The sequence below is a fragment of the Pseudoalteromonas sp. SR43-5 genome (assembly GCF_014163835.1).
GTDB lineage: Bacteria > Pseudomonadota > Gammaproteobacteria > Enterobacterales > Alteromonadaceae > Pseudoalteromonas > Pseudoalteromonas distincta.
Genome location: NZ_JACJEA010000008.1, coordinates 120,718 through 141,925, shown reverse-complemented (window position 1 = coordinate 141,925; position 21,208 = coordinate 120,718). Strand labels below are relative to the sequence as shown.

General features: G+C 39.8%; 17 protein-coding genes and 1 tRNA gene. 16 read left to right on the top strand and 2 right to left on the bottom strand.

Features of this window, described 5'->3' with window-relative positions:
- Nucleotides 1-330 precede the first annotated feature (330 nt).
- Nucleotides 331-777 carry an Hsp20 family protein gene (locus tag H5090_RS06860; RefSeq protein WP_024595972.1) on the top strand — a complete coding sequence of 149 codons (447 nt, stop codon included), beginning with the start codon at nucleotides 331-333 and terminating at the stop codon, nucleotides 775-777.
- Nucleotides 778-837: 60 nt separating this feature from the next.
- On the opposite strand, the gene H5090_RS06855 is transcribed toward H5090_RS06860, so the two are convergent.
- Nucleotides 838-2,394: a cryptochrome/photolyase family protein gene (locus H5090_RS06855; protein WP_182695333.1), complete on the bottom strand. Its 1,557-nt coding sequence runs from the start codon at nucleotides 2,392-2,394 to the stop codon at nucleotides 838-840.
- A gap of 314 nt (nucleotides 2,395-2,708) precedes the next feature.
- Nucleotides 2,709-3,170, bottom strand: a complete 462-nt coding sequence (locus H5090_RS06850; RefSeq protein ID WP_002958480.1) for a globin domain-containing protein — start codon at nucleotides 3,168-3,170, stop codon at nucleotides 2,709-2,711.
- A gap of 435 nt (nucleotides 3,171-3,605) precedes the next feature.
- Here H5090_RS06850 and H5090_RS06845 point away from each other — a divergent pair.
- The 15 genes from H5090_RS06845 to H5090_RS06775 all read left to right on the top strand — a co-directional run bounded on the left by H5090_RS06845 (nucleotide 3,606) and on the right by H5090_RS06775 (nucleotide 21,205).
- Nucleotides 3,606-3,682, top strand: a tRNA-Met gene (locus H5090_RS06845).
- 281 nt (nucleotides 3,683-3,963) lie between these two features.
- Nucleotides 3,964-4,419: a ribosome maturation factor RimP gene (gene rimP / locus H5090_RS06840; protein WP_002958482.1), complete on the top strand. Its 456-nt coding sequence runs from the start codon at nucleotides 3,964-3,966 to the stop codon at nucleotides 4,417-4,419.
- A 39-nt stretch (nucleotides 4,420-4,458) separates the two neighbouring features.
- Nucleotides 4,459-5,958: a transcription termination factor NusA gene (nusA, locus tag H5090_RS06835; RefSeq protein ID WP_002958483.1), complete on the top strand. Its 1,500-nt coding sequence runs from the start codon at nucleotides 4,459-4,461 to the stop codon at nucleotides 5,956-5,958.
- Between the two features lie 25 nt (nucleotides 5,959-5,983).
- On the top strand, nucleotides 5,984-8,644 hold the full coding sequence (infB, locus tag H5090_RS06830; RefSeq protein ID WP_002958484.1) for a translation initiation factor IF-2: 2,661 nt from the start codon (nucleotides 5,984-5,986) through the stop codon (nucleotides 8,642-8,644).
- A gap of 109 nt (nucleotides 8,645-8,753) precedes the next feature.
- Nucleotides 8,754-9,236, top strand: a complete 483-nt coding sequence (gene rbfA / locus H5090_RS06825; RefSeq protein WP_002958487.1) for a 30S ribosome-binding factor RbfA — start codon at nucleotides 8,754-8,756, stop codon at nucleotides 9,234-9,236.
- On the top strand, nucleotides 9,220-10,179 hold the full coding sequence (truB, locus tag H5090_RS06820; RefSeq protein WP_024595969.1) for a tRNA pseudouridine(55) synthase TruB: 960 nt from the start codon (nucleotides 9,220-9,222) through the stop codon (nucleotides 10,177-10,179). Before rbfA ends, truB begins: the two co-directional genes overlap by 17 nt.
- Before the next feature lie 153 nt (nucleotides 10,180-10,332).
- Complete coding sequence (rpsO, locus tag H5090_RS06815; protein ID WP_002958490.1) at nucleotides 10,333-10,602, top strand: 30S ribosomal protein S15; 270 nt, start codon at nucleotides 10,333-10,335, stop codon at nucleotides 10,600-10,602.
- A 620-nt stretch (nucleotides 10,603-11,222) separates the two neighbouring features.
- Nucleotides 11,223-13,349 (top strand): polyribonucleotide nucleotidyltransferase, encoded by a 2,127-nt coding sequence (pnp, locus tag H5090_RS06810; protein ID WP_182695332.1) that lies wholly within the window; start codon nucleotides 11,223-11,225, stop codon nucleotides 13,347-13,349.
- A gap of 141 nt (nucleotides 13,350-13,490) precedes the next feature.
- A complete protein-coding gene (gene nlpI, locus H5090_RS06805; RefSeq protein ID WP_002958493.1) occupies nucleotides 13,491-14,369 on the top strand; it encodes a lipoprotein NlpI in 879 nt (292 codons plus the stop codon).
- On the top strand, nucleotides 14,356-15,531 hold the full coding sequence (locus H5090_RS06800; protein ID WP_182695335.1) for a hypothetical protein: 1,176 nt from the start codon (nucleotides 14,356-14,358) through the stop codon (nucleotides 15,529-15,531). The genes nlpI and H5090_RS06800 overlap by 14 nt, the downstream gene beginning before the upstream one ends.
- A 215-nt stretch (nucleotides 15,532-15,746) precedes the next feature.
- Nucleotides 15,747-18,539, top strand: coding sequence for a monovalent cation/H+ antiporter subunit A (locus H5090_RS06795; RefSeq protein WP_024603510.1), 2,793 nt, complete (start codon nucleotides 15,747-15,749; stop codon nucleotides 18,537-18,539).
- Nucleotides 18,539-18,892, top strand: coding sequence for a Na+/H+ antiporter subunit C (locus tag H5090_RS06790; protein WP_010554685.1), 354 nt, complete (start codon nucleotides 18,539-18,541; stop codon nucleotides 18,890-18,892). Before H5090_RS06795 ends, H5090_RS06790 begins: the two co-directional genes overlap by 1 nt.
- Nucleotides 18,889-20,406 carry a monovalent cation/H+ antiporter subunit D gene (locus tag H5090_RS06785; RefSeq protein WP_024595965.1) on the top strand — a complete coding sequence of 506 codons (1,518 nt, stop codon included), beginning with the start codon at nucleotides 18,889-18,891 and terminating at the stop codon, nucleotides 20,404-20,406. The genes H5090_RS06790 and H5090_RS06785 overlap by 4 nt, the downstream gene beginning before the upstream one ends.
- Entirely contained in the window at nucleotides 20,406-20,942 is a 537-nt protein-coding gene (locus H5090_RS06780; protein ID WP_002958499.1) for a Na+/H+ antiporter subunit E, read from the top strand. The genes H5090_RS06785 and H5090_RS06780 overlap by 1 nt, the downstream gene beginning before the upstream one ends.
- The gene (locus H5090_RS06775) at nucleotides 20,936-21,205 is read left to right on the top strand and encodes a K+/H+ antiporter subunit F (protein ID WP_007378493.1); all 270 of its coding nucleotides are present in this window, start codon (nucleotides 20,936-20,938) and stop codon (nucleotides 21,203-21,205) included. Before H5090_RS06780 ends, H5090_RS06775 begins: the two co-directional genes overlap by 7 nt.
- The last annotated feature ends 3 nt before the right edge of the window (nucleotides 21,206-21,208 follow it).

Below are 21,208 nucleotides of genomic sequence, written 5' to 3'. Positions count from 1 at the left end.
CCAAGCGCACAGGGCGTGCATCTGTGAAAGTGTTATGGCAAGGATGGCTTAAGTTACAAGCCATCCTGGAAGGCTACGATTTAGCAAAATCTCTTGAGTCAGACTTGTGATCAAGAGACAGCTTTTTAGTGCCTTTTTTTATTTATTTTTAATTTTTTAAAATTAATCTCTTGAAAACAATTTTACCGTCCATATATAGCTAAGTAGGACGCCTGATGGGTCCTAAATTAAACTTAAACAATTGAAATTTATACTATTAATTAAACTTTGCTTGAGCTTGTTCAATAGAAGAGCACATGCAAAATATCGCTTAAATATGAGGATATTATTATGCGTACAGTAGACTTATCACCACTTTATCGTTCATTTATCGGCTTCGAACATTTAGCATCACTTATGGATGCGGCAGCTAATACAGATAAGCAGCCAAGTTTTCCTCCTTACAACATAGAAGCACTCGATAAAGACAAATACAGAATCACTATGGCCGTTGCCGGTTTTAGCGATAACGAATTAACCATTGAGTCAGAAAATAACACATTAAAAGTTACAGGTACTAAAGCAAATAAAGATGAAAACGCAGAGCGTAAATTTATTCATCAAGGTATTGCTGAGCGTAACTTTGAACGTAAATTTCAGTTAGGAGATCACGTAAAAGTACTCGGCGCAGATTTAGCCAATGGCTTACTAAGTATTGACTTAGAACGTGAAATCCCTGAAGCGCTAAAACCACGTAAAATTGAAATTGGTAATAGCAATCTAATAGAAGGTAAATAATCTTCTAAAGTACATATTCCCCTGATTACTTAGCCGCCTCATTCGAGGCGGCTTTTTTGTTTACAGCGCTTCTAAATTATTAAGGTAGTAGGTTGCTTGTTGCAGCGTTTGTTCTTGGAGTGTTTTTTCTTGTTTATCCCAGTTTTTATATACCATACCAATACGTGGGTTCTTTTCTAGCCTGTCTCTGTGTTTATTCATGAAATGCCAGTACAGGCTATTTAGCGGGCAAGCTTTATCACCTACTTTTTGTTTAACATCGTACTGACAGCTTTTGCAGTAATCGCTCATCTTATTAATGTAGTTACCGCTTGCAGCATAAGGTTTAGTCGCAATTATTCCATCATCGGCAAACTGGCTCATTCCTCGGGTGTTGGGCATCTCTACCCACTCTATGGCATCGATATAAACACCTAGGTACCAGTTATCTACGTCATCAGGGTTTATTCCTGTAAGCATGCAAAAGTTTCCAATAACCATTAGGCGTTGAATATGGTGGGCATAAGCGGTTTCAAGGCTTTGTTTTAATGAGTGGCTTAGGCAATTCATTTTTGTAGAGCTGTTCCAAAAATAAGATGGTAGTGTGTTTTTGGCTTGCAGTTGATTTTTAACAGCGTAGTCGGGCATGTTAATCCAATAAATGGCACGTACATATTCTCTCCAACCTAATATTTGCCTAGTAAAGCCCTCTACTTGCGAGAGGGATATTTCACTTGGTCTTTGTTCGTATTCCCTTATTACACGTTTGATTACATATAACGGGTGGAGTATTTTTGCGTTTAGGGCAAACGATAATCGGCTATGGTACAAGCTGGTATTATTTTTACTTTGATCTGTCATCGCATCTTGAAAGTGACCAAAGCAACTAAGTAAATGCTCGCAAAAGTATTCTAGAGATTCAATGGCTTGTTTACGCGTTGTTGGCCACTCTAGTCTCTGATCGGCTAATTCGCCAAAGTAAACGATCTTGTGCTTATTTAAGCGAGAAATGATGTTCTTAACATCATTATTGAATAGCTTAGGTTTTGGTATACACGCTAAGTCAGCTTTGGAAAATTTATTACGATTATTACTGTCAAAATTCCATTTGCCACCGGTTGGCTTAGTATCATCAATTAATATATTAAACTGCTTACGCATAGCACGATAGAAGTGCTCCATTGTCACATGCTTGTTTTTTGTAAAGCGTGTTTTTATATCGGTGAACGGTAATAAAAAATGTTCAGTATCTGTGGCAATTACATCAAATGAGCCATCACTTTTAAACTTAGCTAATTGAGACTTAAGCCTAAACTCATCAGGATATTGATATTCAATAGTTTCGCATTGGTATTTATCGGCAATTCGCTTGAGTAATTCAATTAAATCTTTGTCGTCAGCGGTATCGTCAAGTGTTAAATGCAAAACATTAAAACCTGCCGTTTTTAATGCAGTCGCAAAGTTTTCCATAGCATTAAAAAAAGCACACAGTTTTTGAATGTGATGCTTAACGTAGTCGGTTTCTTGTTTTAATTCTGCGATGAGATAAAGCGTGTCGTCGTCTTTTTGTTTATACCATGAATGAGATGGGTTTAGCTGATCGCCTAGTATTAATCTAAGTGTTTTATGATGGGTCATAGTAAAGCCAAATTTTTTTATACGGGCATAGTTAATTAAACGATCGTTTTAATATTTTACAACAAGCAAATAGGAGTAAATAAGTGCGTAACGACAATAGTTTGCTGTTTTTAATGCTGGGGATTATTTGTTTCTTGAGTTTAATAATAGATTAGTAAAACGAATATAGGCGGTAAATAACACAATACAGTGTGCTGTTAGCAATAGGGCAAAAAAGTTTAACCGCATATCAAGGCGTTTTTGACCATGGTGTTAAAATGAGTCTAATTAAGGGGAGATTAAGTAAATTAAGTCACCCCCCCAAAATTGAATATCTAAATTTTATTACTTTGCTTTTGCTGCATTCTTTGTTGTAACGAAACCACATTGGTAACGTTGAAAAGAACATTGCTTGCAAAGCTTTCAAAGTATCTAAGCGCTTTTTTCCAAGCGAGCTGACTCTCAGTAGTAAAATGTTTACCAAGGTGCTCTTCAAGGGTTTCGTAAAAAGCGTTAGATAAAAGGGCAATGTCACTGTGTGAAGCGCCGCTTTTTTTTAGATACATTAAATGGTGAGCTAAAAAAGGAGCTACCGATGCTGGTTTATCTAAATGCTTAACAATTCGTTCTAATACGCAAAAGAGGGTAAAGCTCTTTTCGTTAAACTGTAAGGCCGTCGGGTAATTCATCTCAATACTAGATTGGGCTAATTTACTATGAAATTTAGCCGTAAACGCATGAAAGTTAGGCTTAATAATTGTTAAGTTATTTAATAATGCTGATTGTTGTTGATTCATTTTTATCTCGTTGCAGTGAGTAATAACTATTATTATCAAGTAGGAATAATGTTGATTATAGCGGGCAGTTCAAATTCTGCACGTTTTTTTAGTGTGAAAGTATGGCTTTTTGTTATATCTATTTACTTTCTGGTAATTAGTGAGCCTTTAAAATGTATTTTAAGAGTTATTAAACTTCAGTTTATCTGATTTTTATCCTGAAATAATAAGCTACTACATTTTATGGCTCAAGTATGGGAATTTTATAAAGTTGGCTGATTACTTATGTTACTTACATATACATTAAATTAGCATCTTGACGAATTGCAAATTTTATAAACTAATTGCGTATTATAGTTGCTAATTATCCTGTACATCCTTATAATAGCGGCCATTGTTTAGCGTGTTGTATAACAGCTAACAGCGATATTAAATTTAAGGTTTGATATCTATTGGCGCGGGATGGAGCAGTCTGGTAGCTCGTCGGGCTCATAACCCGAAGGTCGTCGGTTCAAATCCGGCTCCCGCAACCAATTCTACTAGTAGGTATTACCTTACTAATTTATATCGCGCATTCTAAGTAATGCGCGTTTTGCGTTTTAGGCTATGTAGTTTAATTAGGTCAGTTTACTGACTCGCAACCAAGCTTGGCCCTCGGCCACACAGTTTTATGCTTTATTGGTGTGACGCCCCGCTTGGTTCGGGGCGTTGTTGTATCTGCACCTTACGATTTGTGGCAATTGCTATCAAATTAAAATTTAAACTCAGTATTTTAGGGCTATAAGCCCTTTTTTTGTTTGTATGGAGGATTTTCGTGACAAAACTTGAACAAGATTTAGTAACCATGTTAACGCCTGCGGTAGAAATGTTAGGCTTTGAGTTGCATGGTCTTGAATTTGTACAAGCGGGTCGCCATTCTACCTTAAGAGTATATATTGCTCATGAGGATGGGATCTCAGTTGATAACTGTGCGGATGCCAGTCGCCAAATTAGTGCGATTTTAGACGTCGAAGACCCAATTACAAATGAATATGATTTGGAAGTATCGTCTCCTGGTGTTGATCGTCTATTATTCAAACAAGATCACTACGAGCAGGCGCAAGGAGAGGAAGTACGCGTGCGTACTAAACTTCCACAGGATGGTCGTCGTAATTTTAAAGGCGACTTAGTAGCAGTTAGCAGCGATATGATCACACTATCTAGCGATGGTGCAGAGCATCTGATCATGCTTAGTAACATCGAACGTGCGAATTTAATCGCGAAGTTTTAAATTCGAGTGCGAAGGAATAGGGCAAGCGAGGCATTACCCATGGCAAAAGAGATATTATTGGTTGCTGAAGCCGTTTCCAATGAGAAAGCGGTTCCAAAAGAAAAGATTTTTGAAGCTCTAGAGTTCGCTCTAGCGACAGCGACAAAGAAAAAACACGATGGCGAAATTGAAGTACGTGTAGCAATTGACCGTAAAACCGGTGATTACGATACGTTTCGTCGCTGGCAAATTGCCGCTGTATTAGAAGATGGTTCTTTAGAGAACCCATACAGCGAAATCACTCTAGAAGCAGCACAGGTTGAAGAACCTGATTTGCAAATGGGTGATTATGTTGAAGAGCAAATCGACTCAATCAAATTTGACCGTATTACAACACAAATGGCTAAGCAAGTTATCGTACAAAAAGTACGTGAAGCTGAGCGCGCTTTAGTTGTTGAAGCATACAAAGATCAAGAAGGCGAGCTGGTAACGGGTGTTGTTAAAAAAGCAACTCGCGATGCAATCGTACTTGATTTAGGTAACAACGCAGAAGCGGTAATTTACCGTGATGACATGTTGCCACGTGAAAACTTCCGCCCGGGTGATCGAATCCGTGGTCTTTTATATGAAGTTAAACCTGAAGCACGCGGTGCACAATTATTTGTAACGCGCTCTAAACCTGAAATGCTAATGGAATTATTCCGCATTGAGGTGCCAGAAATTGGCGAAGAGATGATTGAGTTACGTGCAGCTGCACGTGATCCAGGTTCACGCGCTAAAATTGCTGTTAAATCTAACGACAAACGCATTGATCCAATTGGTGCATGTGTTGGTATGCGTGGCGCACGAGTTCAAGCTGTATCGTCTGAGCTTGGTGGTGAACGTGTTGATATCGTACTTTACGATGACAACCCAGCACAATTTGTTATCAATGCAATGGCGCCAGCAGAAGTTGCTTCAATCGTAATGGATGAAGACACTCACTCAATGGATATCGCTGTAGAAGCCGATAACCTAGCACAAGCAATTGGTCGTAATGGTCAGAATGTTCGTTTAGCAAGCCAATTAACTGGCTGGGAACTAAACGTAATGACTGTTGAAGACATGCGTACCAAAAATGAAGCTGAATCTGATAAGTTACTTAACTTATTCACTGAAAATTTAGATATAGATGATGAGTTTGCATCATTACTTATTAACGAAGGTTTCTCGACACTTGAAGAAGTGGCGTATGTACCTGCGTCTGAATTTTTAGAAATTGATGGTCTTGATGAAGAGACTGTAGATTTATTGCGTTCACGCGCAAAAGATGCATTGACAACTAAAGCACTTAAAACGGAAGAAAGCTTAGATGGCGCAGAGCCAGCTGAAGACTTACTTGCGCTTGAAGGCTTAGAGCGTCACTTAGCATTTGTTATGGCAAGCAAAGGTGTTGTTACACTTGAAGACTTGGCAGAGCAAGGTATTGACGAATTAGTTGATATCACAGAACTTTCATCTGAAAAAGCGGGTGAACTGATTATGGCTGCACGAAACATTTGTTGGTTTGCAGACGAGTAATTTATTAACGGAGGTATTACACACTATGGCAGAAGTAAATGTTGAAAAACTAGCCGGCGATATAGGTACAACTGTTGATAAATTGCTACAGCAGTTTTCACAAGCAGGTATCACTAAGCAAGCAACTGATAACGTAACAGAAGCTGAAAAAGCAACGTTACTTGATCATTTAAGCAAGCATCATGGTGGTACAGGTTCAGATGGCCCAGCGCGTATGACTTTACAACGTAAGAGCAAAAGCACATTAAGCGTGACTGGTTCTACGGGTAAAGCTAAAGATGTTCAAGTTGAAGTTCGTAAAACACGTACCTACGTGAAGAAAAGCGCAATGGAGCAAGAACAAGAGCAAGCACGCTTAGCCGCTGAAGAAAAAGCCCGTCTTGAACAGCAACAAAAAGCTGAACAAGAAGCCGCAGAATTAAAAGCGAAACAAGAGGCAGAACGTAAAGCGAAAGAAGAAGCTGACCGTAAAGCTAAAGAAGAAGCTAAACGCAAAGCTGATGCAGAGCGTAAAGCGAAACAAAAGCAGATGACCCCAGAGCAAAGTGCTAAGTCTGAGAAAGATCGCATAGAAGCTGAGCGTCTGCAAAAAGAAGCAGAAGAGGCCGCATTGAAGAAAGCTGAAGAAGAAGCGAAACGTCAAGCAGAAGAGGCAAGAAAGCTAGCTGAAGAGAATTCAGCACGCTGGAAGAAAGAAGAAGAAGAACGTAAGAAACGCGAAGAAACAGCGGATCACCATCTTACGACTTCAACTTATGCACGTGAAGCAGAAGATGTTGCCGATGCTCGTGATGAGCAAGGCACTCGCCGTGCTAAGAAAAAGAAAAAAGCGCCAGCAAAAGATAAATTTGCAGCGTCAAGAGGCCGTAACAAGTCTAAATTAAAAGCACCAGCATCGCTGCAGCATGGTTTCCAAAAACCAACTGTTGATGTTAAAAATGAAGTGCGTATTAGCGAAACAATTACAGTAGCTGAGCTTGCATCACGCATGGCTGTTAAAGGCGCTGAAGTTGTTAAAACAATGATGAAAATGGGTGACATGGTTACTATTAACCAAGTGATTGACCAAGAAGCTGCACAACTAGTTGCAGAAGAAATGGGTCACAAGGTTATCATTGTTAAAGAAAACGAATTAGAGCAAACAGTACTTAACGACCGCCATGAAGATGGTAAGTCAGAGCCTCGTGCTCCAGTAGTAACTGTAATGGGTCACGTTGACCATGGTAAAACATCGACTCTAGATTACATTCGTTCTGCGAAGGTTGCTTCTGGCGAAGCCGGTGGTATTACACAGCATATTGGTGCATACCATGTTGATGTAAACGGCAATATGATTACCTTCTTAGATACTCCAGGACATGCTGCATTTACATCAATGCGTGCTCGTGGTGCTAAAGCGACAGATATCGTAATCTTAGTGGTTGCAGCAGATGATGGTGTTATGCCACAAACTAAAGAAGCGGTACAGCACGCACGTGCAGCTGGCGTTCCTTTAATCATTGCTGTAAACAAAATGGATAAAGAAGGCGCAGATCCAGATCGCGTTAAAAACGAACTAGCTCAGCTAGACGTTATCCCTGAAGAATGGGGCGGCGATACGCAGTACGTTCATATTTCAGCTAAAACTGGTCTAGGTATTGATGACCTTCTTGAAGCCGTACTTATGCAATCTGAGCTTTTAGAGCTTTCTGCCCCTACCGAAGGTATGGCTGCAGGTGTTGTTATTGAATCTCGTCTTGATAAAGGCCGCGGTCCAGTTGCATCAGTACTTGTTCAATCTGGTACGCTTAACCAAGGTGACATTGTATTATGTGGTCTTGAGTATGGCCGTGTTCGTGCAATGCGCGATGAAAACGGTAAAGACATCAAGTCGGCAGGTCCATCTATTCCAGTGGAAATTTTAGGTCTTTCTGGTATTCCTGCTGCGGGCGACGAAGCAACTGTAGTTAAAGATGAGCGTAAAGCGCGTGAAGTTGCTTTATATCGTCAAGGTAAGTTCCGCGATGTTAAACTAGCACGTCAACAAAAAGCTAAACTTGAAAACATGTTTACTAACATGACTGAAGGTGATGTTTCTGAAGTTAACGTGGTACTTAAAGCAGACGTTCAAGGTTCTATCGAAGCAATCTCTGATTCACTAACTAAACTTTCTACTGATGAAGTAAAAGTGAAGATTGTAGGCTCTGGTGTTGGTGGTATTACTGAGACTGATGCGACACTAGCTGCAGCGTCTAACGCAATTGTAGTTGGCTTTAACGTTCGTGCTGATGCTTCTGCTCGTAAAGTGATTGATACTGAAAACTTAGACCTTCGTTATTACAGCGTAATTTATGCCTTAATCGAAGAAGTTAAGCAAGCAATGTCAGGCATGCTAGCACCTGAGTTTAAACAAGAAATCATTGGTCTTGCGCAAGTTCGTGACGTATTCAAGTCTCCAAAAATTGGCGCAATTGCTGGTTGTATGGTTACTGAAGGTGTTATTAAACGTAGCGCTCCAATCCGTGTACTACGTGAAAACGTGGTTATCTATGAAGGTGAACTTGAGTCACTTCGTCGCTTTAAAGACGATGTTGCTGATGTTCGTAACGGCATGGAATGTGGTATCGGCGTTAAGAACTACAATGACGTACGTGTTGGTGACCAAATCGAAGTATTTGAAACAGTTGAAGTACAACGTACTCTTTAATTGTTAGCTCGCTAAACTAATAAATGGGGGCTTAGCCCCCATTTGTGTATCCATTATTTAATTAGCTTATTATTAAATTTCAATAAGTTATGATTTTAGGACAAATGCAATGAGAGAATTTTCTCGCACTGATCGTGTTGCACAGCAAATCCAAAAAGAAATTGCTGTAATTTTACAACGCGAAATTAAAGATCCACGCTTAGGTATGGTGACAGTGTCAGCGGTAGAAGTATCGCGTGATTTATCTTATGCCAAAATTTTCATCACTGTGTTTAACACACAAGATGAAGATGCAGCTAAGCAAAGCGCTAAAGTACTTAATGAAGCAACGGGTTATATTCGCTCGTTACTTGGTAAGCGTATTCGTGCTCGTATAATGCCTGAGTTAAAGTTTGTAGTTGATAATTCACTGATGGAAGGTATGCGTATTTCTAATTTAGTGGATTCTATTATCCGCGAAGATAACGCAAAGCATGTCGATGAAGATGTAGAAAGTGTTGATGCTGATATTTCAGATAGTGAACAAAGTACTAAGCACGTAGAAGATACAGATAGCGAAGAAGGCACTGATACAGATGGCAAAGCGCAGTAAAGGCCGTGCAGTTGACGGTATTTTGTTGTTAAACAAACCGCAAGGCATTTCATCAAATAAAGCTCTGCAGCAAGCGAAAGGTGTTTATTTTGCACAAAAAGCTGGCCACACTGGGGCTTTAGACCCGCTTGCTACAGGTATGCTGCCAATTTGTTTTGGTGAGGCGACTAAGTTTACGCAGTTTTTACTCGATACAGATAAAACCTATATCGTTCGTGCAAAACTGGGTGAGCGTACAACAACATCAGATTCTGATGGCGAAATCGTAAGCACGAAAGATGTGAATGTGACGCGTGAGCAGTTAACAAAAGAAATTGCAGCTTTTGTTGGAGAGTCAGATCAATATCCATCAATGTACTCAGCACTTAAGTATCAAGGTAGACCATTATATAAGTACGCACGAGAGGGTATTGAAGTCCCTCGTAAATGCAGAAAAATAAATGTGTTTAGCTTATCGTTTGACGAATTTGATGAACAAAACAACGTATTACAAATGACGGCTCATGTATCAAAAGGGACGTATATTCGTACAATCGTTGATGATTTGGGCGAAAACCTAGGGTGTGGCGCACACGTTATAATGCTTCACAGAACTGCTGTTGGTCAGTATCCGGCAGATAAAATGGTTTCGCTTGATGAAATTGAAGCGTTGCTTGCTAAAGCGAAAGCAGAAGAGCTTGCGCCTTCTACTTATTTAGACGCGTTGTTATTACCTATAGACACTGCTTTAACTGATTTACCTGTTATTGAAATTTCGAAAGAGCAGGGCAAAGTATTTAGTCATGGGCAAGCAGTCGAGTTACCTGAAGCTTTACCTGAGGGGGCAATTAAAGTTGTTGCGGATGGTGTGTTTATTGGTACTGGCGAGCGCAACTCAAGTGGCCATTTAAAGGTTAAACGTGGTCTTGCTAGCCAGCAAGATGATTACGTAAAGCCTGAATAAGCAATTAGTGTGCCCAGCAGTGGCTTATTAGTTGTAGCTGGGAATAATTAACTTGTAGTTATTCCCACAGTTGGTAGAATACGCCGGCTTAATCGTTTTGGCTGAATTAGTGATCGGCTAAGACACCTTTTAAATTTAATTTTTGGAGTTACTATGTCACTAAGCAATCAAGAAAAAATCGATATCATTGCTAAATTTGCACGTGCAGAAGGCGATACAGGTTCATCAGAAGTACAAGTAGCATTACTTACTTATGATATCAACAAGCTTCAAGGTCACTTTGCTGATCACAAGCATGACTTCCACTCACGCCGTGGTCTGCTTCGTAAAGTAAGCACTCGCCGTAAACTACTTGATTACCTTAAAGGTAAAGATATCACTAGTTATACTGCACTAATCAAAGAACTTGGCCTACGTCGTTAAGAACTAGATTATAGAAATGGGAGCTTTTTAGCTCCTTTTTTTGTGCCTAAAATTTGTGTTTGAAAATAAAACAAATTTATAAACTTATTGAATTATATTGTAAAACTCCTATTTCATAGCTTATCAAGCATCGTTGTATTTACCCACTCATTAGCCCAGCTTAAATCTAGTAGCTAGTGTGTGTTGACCTTTCGTGATTAATTTTGCAGCTGTATGTTTGGTCTTTAGGCAAGGCAGCGCCTATGTAGTGTGGTTATTCCCCATAAATAGGCGATAACGCAGCATAAATGCCAAACATGCGCTGCCCTGCGGGTTCATCCTAGGGGCGATTAACTCTTTGTTGCTCGATTTTTACTTAGCCCACTAGGTTACAAATCTCGCGCCGTGATTAAATCGCCCCTAGGATGAACAAATTTCAATCCACAAAGAACAACACACCCTAGACTCGCATTTTGAAGTAGCTTTGGTATATACTATGCGCGTAGGTAAAAAGGTTTATCTGCAATTATTCACATCATTGCCAATTGTAGTACTTAATTGATTTCCAACTGAATACAATTATGTACTGTAATTGGTACTTTGATGACAACTTATTAGAATACATTTAAGGAATATTTTAAGTGCAAGCAATTATTAAAGAATTCAAACTAGGTCAACATACAGTGACTCTAGAAACTGGTGCAATCGCTCGTCAAGCAGACGGCGCTGTACTTGCAAGCATTGGCGACACTTCAGTTTTAGTAACTGTTGTTGGTAAGCGTGAAGCACAACCTGGTCAAGACTTTTTCCCACTAACAGTTAACTACCAAGAGCGTATGTACGCTGCTGGTCGTATCCCTGGTGGTTTCTTAAAGCGTGAAGGCCGTCCTAACGATGGCGAAACTCTTATTGCACGTCTTATTGACCGTCCAATTCGTCCACTTTTCCCAAGCGGCTTTGTAAACGAAGTACAAGTTATTGCTACTGTTGTTTCTGTTAACCCTGAAATCCAACCTGATATGGTTGCGATGATTGGTACTTCAGCAGCACTTGCTATCTCTGGTATCCCATTCAGTGGTCCAATTGGTGCATCTCGCGTTGGTTACATCAACGGCGAATACGTACTTAACCCTACATTAAAAGAGCTTGAAGAAAGCCAACTTGATTTAGTGGTAGCCGGTACTGATAAAGCGGTACTTATGGTTGAATCAGAAGCTAACGTACTTGCAGAAGACGTAATGCTCGGCGCTGTTGTATATGGTCATGAGCAATCTCAAGCGATCATTACTGCAATCGAAGAATTTAAAGCAGAAGCAGGCAAGCCTACTTGGGATTGGACTGCACCTGAGAAAAATGTTGCACTAGAAGATAAAGTAGCAACTATTGCTGCTGAAAAAGTAGGCGCAGCTTACTTAATCACTGATAAAGTAGCGCGTAAAGAAGCTCTTGGTGAAGCTAAAGATGAAGTTGTTGCAGTATTAACAGCTGAACTTGCTGAAGGCGAGTCTTTAGACAAGCAAGAAATTGGCAAAATCTTCGGTTCACTTGAGAAGAAAATCGTTCGTGGCCGTATCGCTGCTGGCGAAAAACGTATCGATGGTCGTGAACCAGATATGATTCGTGCACTAGACGTAATGACTGGCGTATTACCGCGTACTCACGGTTCTGCTATCTTTACACGTGGTGAAACTCAAGCGTTAGTAACAGCGACACTTGGTACAGAACGTGATTCACAGTTAATCGACGATTTAACTGGTACTCATAAAAACCACTTTATGCTTAACTACAACTTCCCTCCATTCTGTGTAGGTGAAACTGGTTTTGTTGGTTCTCCTAAGCGTCGTGAAATCGGCCATGGTAACCTTGCTAAGCGTGGTATTTCAGCTGTAATGCCTACTCTGACTGAGTTCCCTTACTCAATCCGTGTAGTATCTGAAATTACTGAATCAAACGGTTCTTCTTCAATGGCGTCTGTTTGTGGTACTTCTCTAGCACTTATGAACGCGGGTGTACCAATTAAAGCATCTGTTGCCGGTATTGCGATGGGTCTAGTTAAAGAAGACGATAAATTCGTTGTTCTTTCTGACATCTTAGGTGATGAAGATCACTTAGGTGACATGGACTTTAAAGTTGCCGGTACTGCTGCGGGTATTACTGCACTTCAAATGGATATCAAAATCGAAGGTATCACTCAAGAAATCATGCAAATTGCGCTTAAACAAGCAAAAGCTGCACGTTTACATATCTTAGAAGTGATGGATGAAGCGATTTCTGCTCCTTCTGAAGAGCTATCAATGTTTGCTCCTCGCATATACACAATGAAAATCCCACAGAAGAAAATCGCTGAAGTTATTGGTAAAGGTGGCGCAACTATTCGTCAGCTTACTGAAGAAACTGGTACAACGATTGAAATCGGTGACGACGGTACAATTAAAATTGCCGCTACAGATGGCGAAAGTGCAGCTAATGCAATTAGCCGTATTGAGCAATTAACAGCTGAACTTGAAGTAGGTACTATCTACGAAGGTAAAGTTGTACGTATCGTAGACTTCGGTGCGTTTGTAAACATTCTTCCTGGTAAAGATGGTCTAGTACACATTTCTCAAATTAGTACTGAGCGCGTTAATAACGTGGCTGATCACCTTTCTGAAGGTCAAGAAGTTAAAGTTAAAGTACTAGAAGTAGATCGCCAAGGCCGTGTACGTCTAAGTATTAAAGAAGCAATGGAATCAGCAGCACCTGCAGCTGACGCGCCAACTGACGCGTAATTGCTAACTTATTAATCTAGTTATATTAGCTAGATAGTAAAAAAGGGGCTGTTTAGCCCCTTTTTTTATGCTTTAATGAAACCTTATTGGACAAGGTCTGTCTTATATTAATCGCGATATATCTTGGTATTAAGGATTTTAATGATACTCAAACATTTAGCTTTGGCATCTTTTGCTATTTTGTCTTTAAGCGCTTGCCAAACTACAACAGAATCAGAACCAACCCCGATTGTTAATGTGCCATTTACTGCACCTTTAGCTTCTGACTTTAGAAGTGAAATTGCTATTGCACGCTACTCAGAGCTATTAAATAGAGCCGACTTAAGCGAAGAACAACAAGCTAAGCTTTATTACGACCGTGGTGTACTTTTTGATAGTCTAGGTATGACAACTCTTTCGCGTATTGATTTTAATCGCGCAGTAAAGCTTAAGCCTGATTTAGCTGAAGTGTATAATTTTTTAGGTATTCAACATACGCTTATGCAGCAGTATGAAAAAGCCTATGAGTTTTTCGATTCTGCCCTAGAACTTGATGAAGAGCATGAATACGCCTATTTAAATCGTGGTATCGCACTGTATTACGGCGACAGAGCAGGCCTTGCTAAAAATGATTTTAATGAATTTTTAGCTCGCTCTCCAAAAGATCCGTACCGAGTTTTATGGGTTTATTTAGCACAAGCACAAGAGGATAAAGCCGTTGCGCTTGATGCACTTAAACAAAATGCCACTGCGCTTGATGAATCACAATGGGCGTACCAGTTAATTTCTCTTTATACGGGGGATATGAGTGAACATGCATTTTTATCTGGCATTAGTGATGGTGTTAGAACTGAGCAAGAATATGCGCAGCGTTTATGCGAAGCTTATTTTTATTTAGCTAAAATGCATCAAGCAGCAGGTGAGCTGTATTTAGCATCAGACTACTTTAGGCTTGCGCTAGCAACTAATGTACACGAGTTTATTGAGTACAAATATGCGCGTTTAGAGCTTGAGTTGATGCAAGGTGTTGACGCAAGTTAAGCGTTTTAAATTAATAGGTGTATTACTATGTTGTTTGTTAATTACAGGCTCTAGTAATCACCTAGGCGCTATTGGCTTTTGGCATGTTTTAAACGCAAAAGCTAATGTGCTACAAAGTTATTGGAAATCACCTGGTTATTTTTCTGATCACTTAGAGCAGTTACCAAATACCTCTTTAGCTATACTAGCCCGCAGTAAAATTTCTTCAGCCCAATATATGTATTCTCTTAAGCTTATTAAAAACAGTCAGAGCGATACTGCAAAACAATTTTGGCTCAGAGCATTAAATGACTTAACAATCCCAGAGCGTAAAATATTAGCAGCAAAGTTACTTGAGCACTCACGTTGGAGCGATTTAAAGTTACTAGCTAGTAAAAAAAAATTACCAGCTGGGGATGTGCTAAATCATCTAAAGCTTCAGTTAAAAACACCACAAAGTAAAGTATCTAGTGAGTTTATCCACGCTCTCGGTTTTTCATCTTTAATAAATATAAGTAAACCTAATAAGCAATGTATGTTTAACGTGCTGACTATGAGCGATCATCGCAGTGGCTTATATAAACTCACCGAGTTTATTAATGCTTATAATAAACAGCCAGAGCCCCGTGAAAATATTTTTTGCTTTTCAAAACCAGTTTACGTTGCAGGTATGCTTGAGTGTAAAAGTAGCACTAATCAAATAGCAAAGTGTGACTGGCAATCAGCTAAACTCAATAACCAGCTTCCTAACAATTTTAATTTTATAGTAATGATGCCAAAAGATGGAACGGCTAATGTTACTAAAGGAACAATGCTAATAAACTCAAAAGCAAAATACAGTGTGTTTTTGCATGAGTTGATGCATTTTAACGGTTTTGAAGATGAATATGCGCTACCTAAAGCTAAACAAGCATGGTTGTGTGCAAAAACGGGTTTTGTGGCACCTAATTTATTTATCTCTCATGATGAGTCGCCCCCAATAGGCTGGCATAAAGCAAAGAGTTGCCAGATAGGTGGTGTTGCATATAAACCTAGTGAAAATTGGTCTATTATGCAATATCAGCAGTTAGGGCTCTCGGCGCAGTATAGAGAGATTTGGTTGAAGCATTTAGATATGACCAATGGTAATTCTTATCGCCACTCCAGCGCGCTTACATTTGCAAATAAGGCCATATTAAATTAACAATTATCAGTATTAATTAATTGTTTTTGTAGGCTTAATAAATTGTTAGTTCATGTTTAAAAAACACCCATACAGAACCGCTTTTTATAGACAAAATCAGTGTTTTTCAGTATAACTATAGTCATTAATGTCGTTTAAAAACAGGCAGTAAAAGCATCCCTTCGTATTAAAAAGAGATGCCCTGATAAACTTATGATTATAAAAGGCCCTACATTATGACTTTGCTCTGGATACCCTTGTTATCCTTAATTGGCAGTGTTATTTCTGCATGCACAGGTAAGTTATCCCGCAATTTAAGCACTAGTTTAACGGCTCTTGCGCCTTTAACGGCTTTGGGAATAACTTTATACCATGCACCTGCAGTTTTAGCGGGCGAAACCATTCGTTACTCTTTCGCTTGGATCCCGTCAATAGGGCTCGACCTATCTCTGCGGTTAGACGGCCTCAGTTTATTGTTTATGTTTATGATTTTAGGCATAGGCTTGCTCGTTATCCTCTACACGCGTTACTACCTCAGTGCCAACGACTCAATGGCTAAGTTATATAGTTATTTAATGCTGTTTATGACTGCAATGCTTGGCATTGTTATGTCTAACAATGTTATTCAGCTGTGGTTGTTTTGGGAATTAACGAGCATCAGCTCATTTTTATTAATTAGTTTTTGGTGGCATAAGTCTGAAGCGCGAAAGGGTGCTCGTATGGCTCTTGCTGTAACAGGCGCGGGCGGCTTAGCGTTACTTGCAGGCTTAATGCTATTAGGTGATATTGTTGGTAGTTATGACCTAGATGTTATCCTAGCGAGTAAAGCGATAATTCAATCTCACGATTTATACGAAGTAGCATTAGTATTGGTGCTATTGGGTGCGTTTACTAAATCGGCACAATTTCCATTTCATTTTTGGCTTCCTCATGCAATGGCAGCGCCTACGCCAGTGAGCGCGTATTTACATTCTGCAACCATGGTAAAAGCCGGTATATTTTTATTAGCACGTTTTCATCCTGCTTTAGCTGGCACCGATACGTGGTTCTTACTTGTTGGGTTAACAGGTTTAGCTACGCTGTTGTTTGGTGCTTACATAGCATTATTCAAACACGATTTAAAAGGATTGTTAGCTTACTCAACAATAAGCCATTTGGGTTTAATAACGCTATTACTCGGGCTTGATACTGAGCTTGCGACTGTTGCTGCTATATTTCATATAATTAACCATGCAACGTTTAAAGCGTCGTTATTTATGGCCGTTGGTATTATCGATCATGAAACAGGCACGCGCGATATGCGTAAATTAAATGGTATGTGGCGATACTTACCATACACTGCAACGCTTGCAATGGTCGCGGCGGCTGCTATGGCAGGGGTTCCATTACTTAATGGGTTTTTATCTAAAGAAATGTTTTTTGCAGAAACGCTGCATCAGCAAGTGCTTGGTTCTATGTCGTGGTTAATTCCAGTACTGGCAACGGTTGCAGGTGCATTAGCTGTTGCGTACTCCGCTCGCTTTATTCATGACGTGTTCTTTAATGGTGAACCAATTGATTTACCTCGCACGCCGCACGAACCGCCACGTTATATGCGTGTACCAATAGAAATATTAGTTGTGATTTGTTTGCTAGTGGGTATGTTCCCACACTTTACGATTGATGGCATTTTGTCTGCGGCCTCTTTAGCTGTACTTGGAAAAGAAATGCCAGTTTACGAATTGGCTATTTGGCACGGGTTTAACTTGCCTCTACTAATGAGTGCAATGGCGATTGCTGGCGGTTTATTTATTTATATTAATCGTAAATATCTATTTCAGTTTCAAGCATCATTACCACCTTTAAATGCTAAAAAAACCTTTGAACGTGTAATTTTAAGTGTTGTTGCCTGGTGTCAGTCAAAGGTAAGCAGTATCGAAAATGGATCGCTGCAGCGCTACCTAGTAATTATGTTAGCGGTAGTCTTACTGTGTGCCGGTTGGCCATTATTTGAAATGCAACAACTTGCTGGCAGCATGCCACTTACCCCTGTTGATGTGCACAATGCAATTGGTGCGGGCTTATTGATTATTGGTGCTCTTGCTACCGTTATTTGGCATCGCTCTCGAATGGTATCGTTGTTAATGCTCTCAATCGTAGGGTTAATGGTATCGGTTGTGTTCACACGTTTTTCTGCTCCAGATTTAGCGCTTACACAGTTAACTGTTGAGGTTGTTACTATTATTTTACTTATGCTGGCATTGTTTTTCTTGCCCCAGCATACGCCAAAAGAATCAAGTTCATTACGTGTACTTCGAGATTTAGGAATTGCCTCTACTTTAGGTGTAGTTATAGCGAGTATCTGTTATGCATTACTTACACGTCCATTAGATTCAATCTCAGACTTCTTTATTGCTAACGCTAAAATTGGTGGCGGTGGTACTAATGTAGTTAACGTTATTTTAGTCGACTTTAGGGGCTTTGATACGCTTGGTGAAATTACCGTATTAGGCATTGCCGCATTAGGTATATTTAAAGTACTTTCTCGAATCCCATTATTTATGCCAGCAAGTGACAGCGAAGGGCGCCCATGGGCACGAGAGCGCCATCCAATCTTACTGGCGAGTATTTCACAAAGTTTATTACCGCTTGCGTTATTGGTTTCTGCATATATTTTCTTACGCGGACATAACTTACCTGGCGGTGGCTTTATTGCTGGACTGGTAACGTCAATCGCGTTTATTTTGCAATACATGGCGCATGGTACAGCATGGATAAACGGACGTTTTGATGTTAATTATCGTAAAATCATAGCTTCAGGCATTGGTATTTCACTGTTCACTGGTGTGGGTAGCTGGTTCTTTGATAAGCCATTTTTAACAACTTGGTTTGACTACTTTGATATTCCGTTTGTCGGTAAAACAGAGCTTGCCAGCGCGATTGCATTTGACCTAGGTGTTTACTTAACGGTTGTAGGCGCTACGCTAATGATTTTGGCAAGCTTAGGTAATATGACGGCAGATACCCAGAAAAAAGAGGTAAATATTTAATGGAATTATTGTACGCATCTTGCGTTGGAGTATTGGTCAGTTGCGGTGTGTTTTTACTGCTAAGAGCTCGTACGTTCCCTGTAGTACTTGGGCTTACTATGATTTCATATGCTGTTAACTTATTTTTGTTTTCAGCAGGTCGTCTTACTATTAATAAAGCGGTAGTGCTTGGTACTGGTACAGAATACGCCGATCCTCTACCTCAAGCTTTAGTGCTTACAGCTATTGTTATTGGTTTTGCGATGACCGCATTCGTGGTTATTTTGGCAATACGTGGACGCGCCGATTTAGGTAGCGACCATGTTGATGGTTATGTGCCCAACACCTCTGCAGATAATAAGGAGCAAAAATGATCCAACATTTAGCTTCGCTCCCTATTTTATTACCTATGCTGACGGCTGTTATTTTATTGCTGCCACCATGTGGTAAAAGCGTTAAAATTCGCCGCTTAGTTTCAATTGTAATGGCAATAGCTACTTTTGCCATTAGTGTGCTTTTACTTGTACATGTTAATAATACAGGTATTAACGTTTACGCTATTGGTAATTGGTCTGCACCATTTGGAATAGTCTTAGTAGCAGATATGTTGTCTACCTTATTGGTTACGTTAACTTCATTTTTAGGTTTGGGCGCTATTTTATATGGTAGTGCTGGCGATGATGAAAAAGGCAGCTTTTATCACCCACTTGTTCACTTTTTGATATTAGGTGTAAATGGCGCGTTTTTAACTGGCGATTTATTTAACCTATTTGTATTTTTTGAAGTGCTACTGATTGCATCTTATGCATTGTTAATGCACGCAGGTGATAAACAAAATACTCGCGCGGCATTGCAATATGTAATATTGAATTTAGTTGGCTCAAGCGTATTTTTAATTGGTTTGGGTATTTTGTACGGTGTGCTTGGTACGCTTAATATTGCAGATATGACGCAAAAGGTATCACTACTTACAGGTGATGATGTATATCTAGCAAAAGCAGGCGGCTTACTGCTATTAATAGTATTTGCTTTAAAAGGCGCACTATTACCTCTGCATTTATGGCTTCCAAATACTTACGCAAGTGCTAAACCTGTGGTTGCTGCATTGTTTGCGATTATGACTAAAGTAGGCGTTTACGCTATGCTTCGTGTTTATACGGTGATATTTGGTGAACAAGCCGGAGCGCTTGAACACATGGCGCAGCCTTGGCTTTGGGGCTTAGCAATTGCGACCATTATAGTAGGTGCAATTGGTGTGATGGCAGCACAAGACTTACGTAAACTCACCTCTAACTTAGTATTAGTATCGGTAGGTACGCTGGTTGCGCTAATAGCATTGCAAAATGTAAATGCCACTGCTGCACTTTTATATTATTTAGTGCATTCAACACTTGTTAGTGCCGCACTATTTTTACTAGCAGACTTAGTTTCAATCCAGCGCGGTAAAGTTGGCGATAGACTAGTAGCAGGTCGCTCTGTAAAACAGCCATTTTTATTAGGTGTGTGCTTTATTATTGCGTCTTTAACGGTAGTTGGTATGCCACCACTGTCAGGCTTTGTAGGTAAAATTTGGATACTTAAAGCGACATTAAACAGTGAGCAAGCTTTACTATTTTGGCCAGTATATTTAGTAACAAGTTTTGCGTTGTTAGTTGCGCTTTCGCGCGCTGGCACAACTTTGTTCTGGGAGCATAGAAGCAAAAGTAGCGAAAATGCCGATTGTGCAAGTGCACACCCGTTGCAGGTAACTGTAATTATAGCTTTACTTGCATGTTCGCCATTGCTCGTTATTTTGGGCGGACCAATAAGTGAATATATGCTAAATGCTGCTACTCAGTTACATGATCTAAGCGGCGGTATTAATGCTGTACTTAAAGGAGGCATGTGATGAGATTACAAGCCCGTTTTCGTTGGTTACCAACGCCATTTCGTAGCTTATTTTTGTTTATGGTTTGGTTATTGTTAAACAATAGCGTATCGGTAGGGCACTTAGTATTAGCGACTATTTTTGCGATACTTATCCCTATTTTAAGTTTTTCGTTTCGAGACCCTCAGCCACTGATTTTAAAGCCAGGCTTGGCGCTTAAACAGTTACTTATAGTGCTGTACGATATTGTTGTTGCAAATTTACAAGTGGCTTTACTTATACTTGGACCATCAAAAAAATTGCGTCCGGCCTTTATAAAAGTTCCTATAGATTTAACACACGACATGCCAATTACTATATTGGCTAGTTGTGTATCGCTTACACCTGGTACTGTGAGTGCAGAGGTTTATCCAATTGCTGAGTCGTTACCTGAAGGTGAAGAGCCAACGCAACGCTACTTATTAATACATGTGCTTGACCTTAAAGATGAAGAAGCACTTATCAAACAAATAAAACAACGCTACGAAGCTCCACTAAAGGAGATATTTCAATGTTAGATACTGTATTACTCATTGTTTTTTCGATGATTGGCTTATCATTATTGCTTAACTTATGGCGATTGATCATCGGTCCGTCAGTGCCTGACCGTGTTTTAGCGCTCGATACTATGTACATTAACGTCATCGCACTGATTATTTTATACAGCATTAGTATGGATACAGGGCTTTATTTTGAAGCTGCACTGCTTATTGCCATGCTAGGTTTTATAAGTACGGTTGCAGTGTGTAAGTATTTACTACGTGGCGATATAATTGAATAAGGT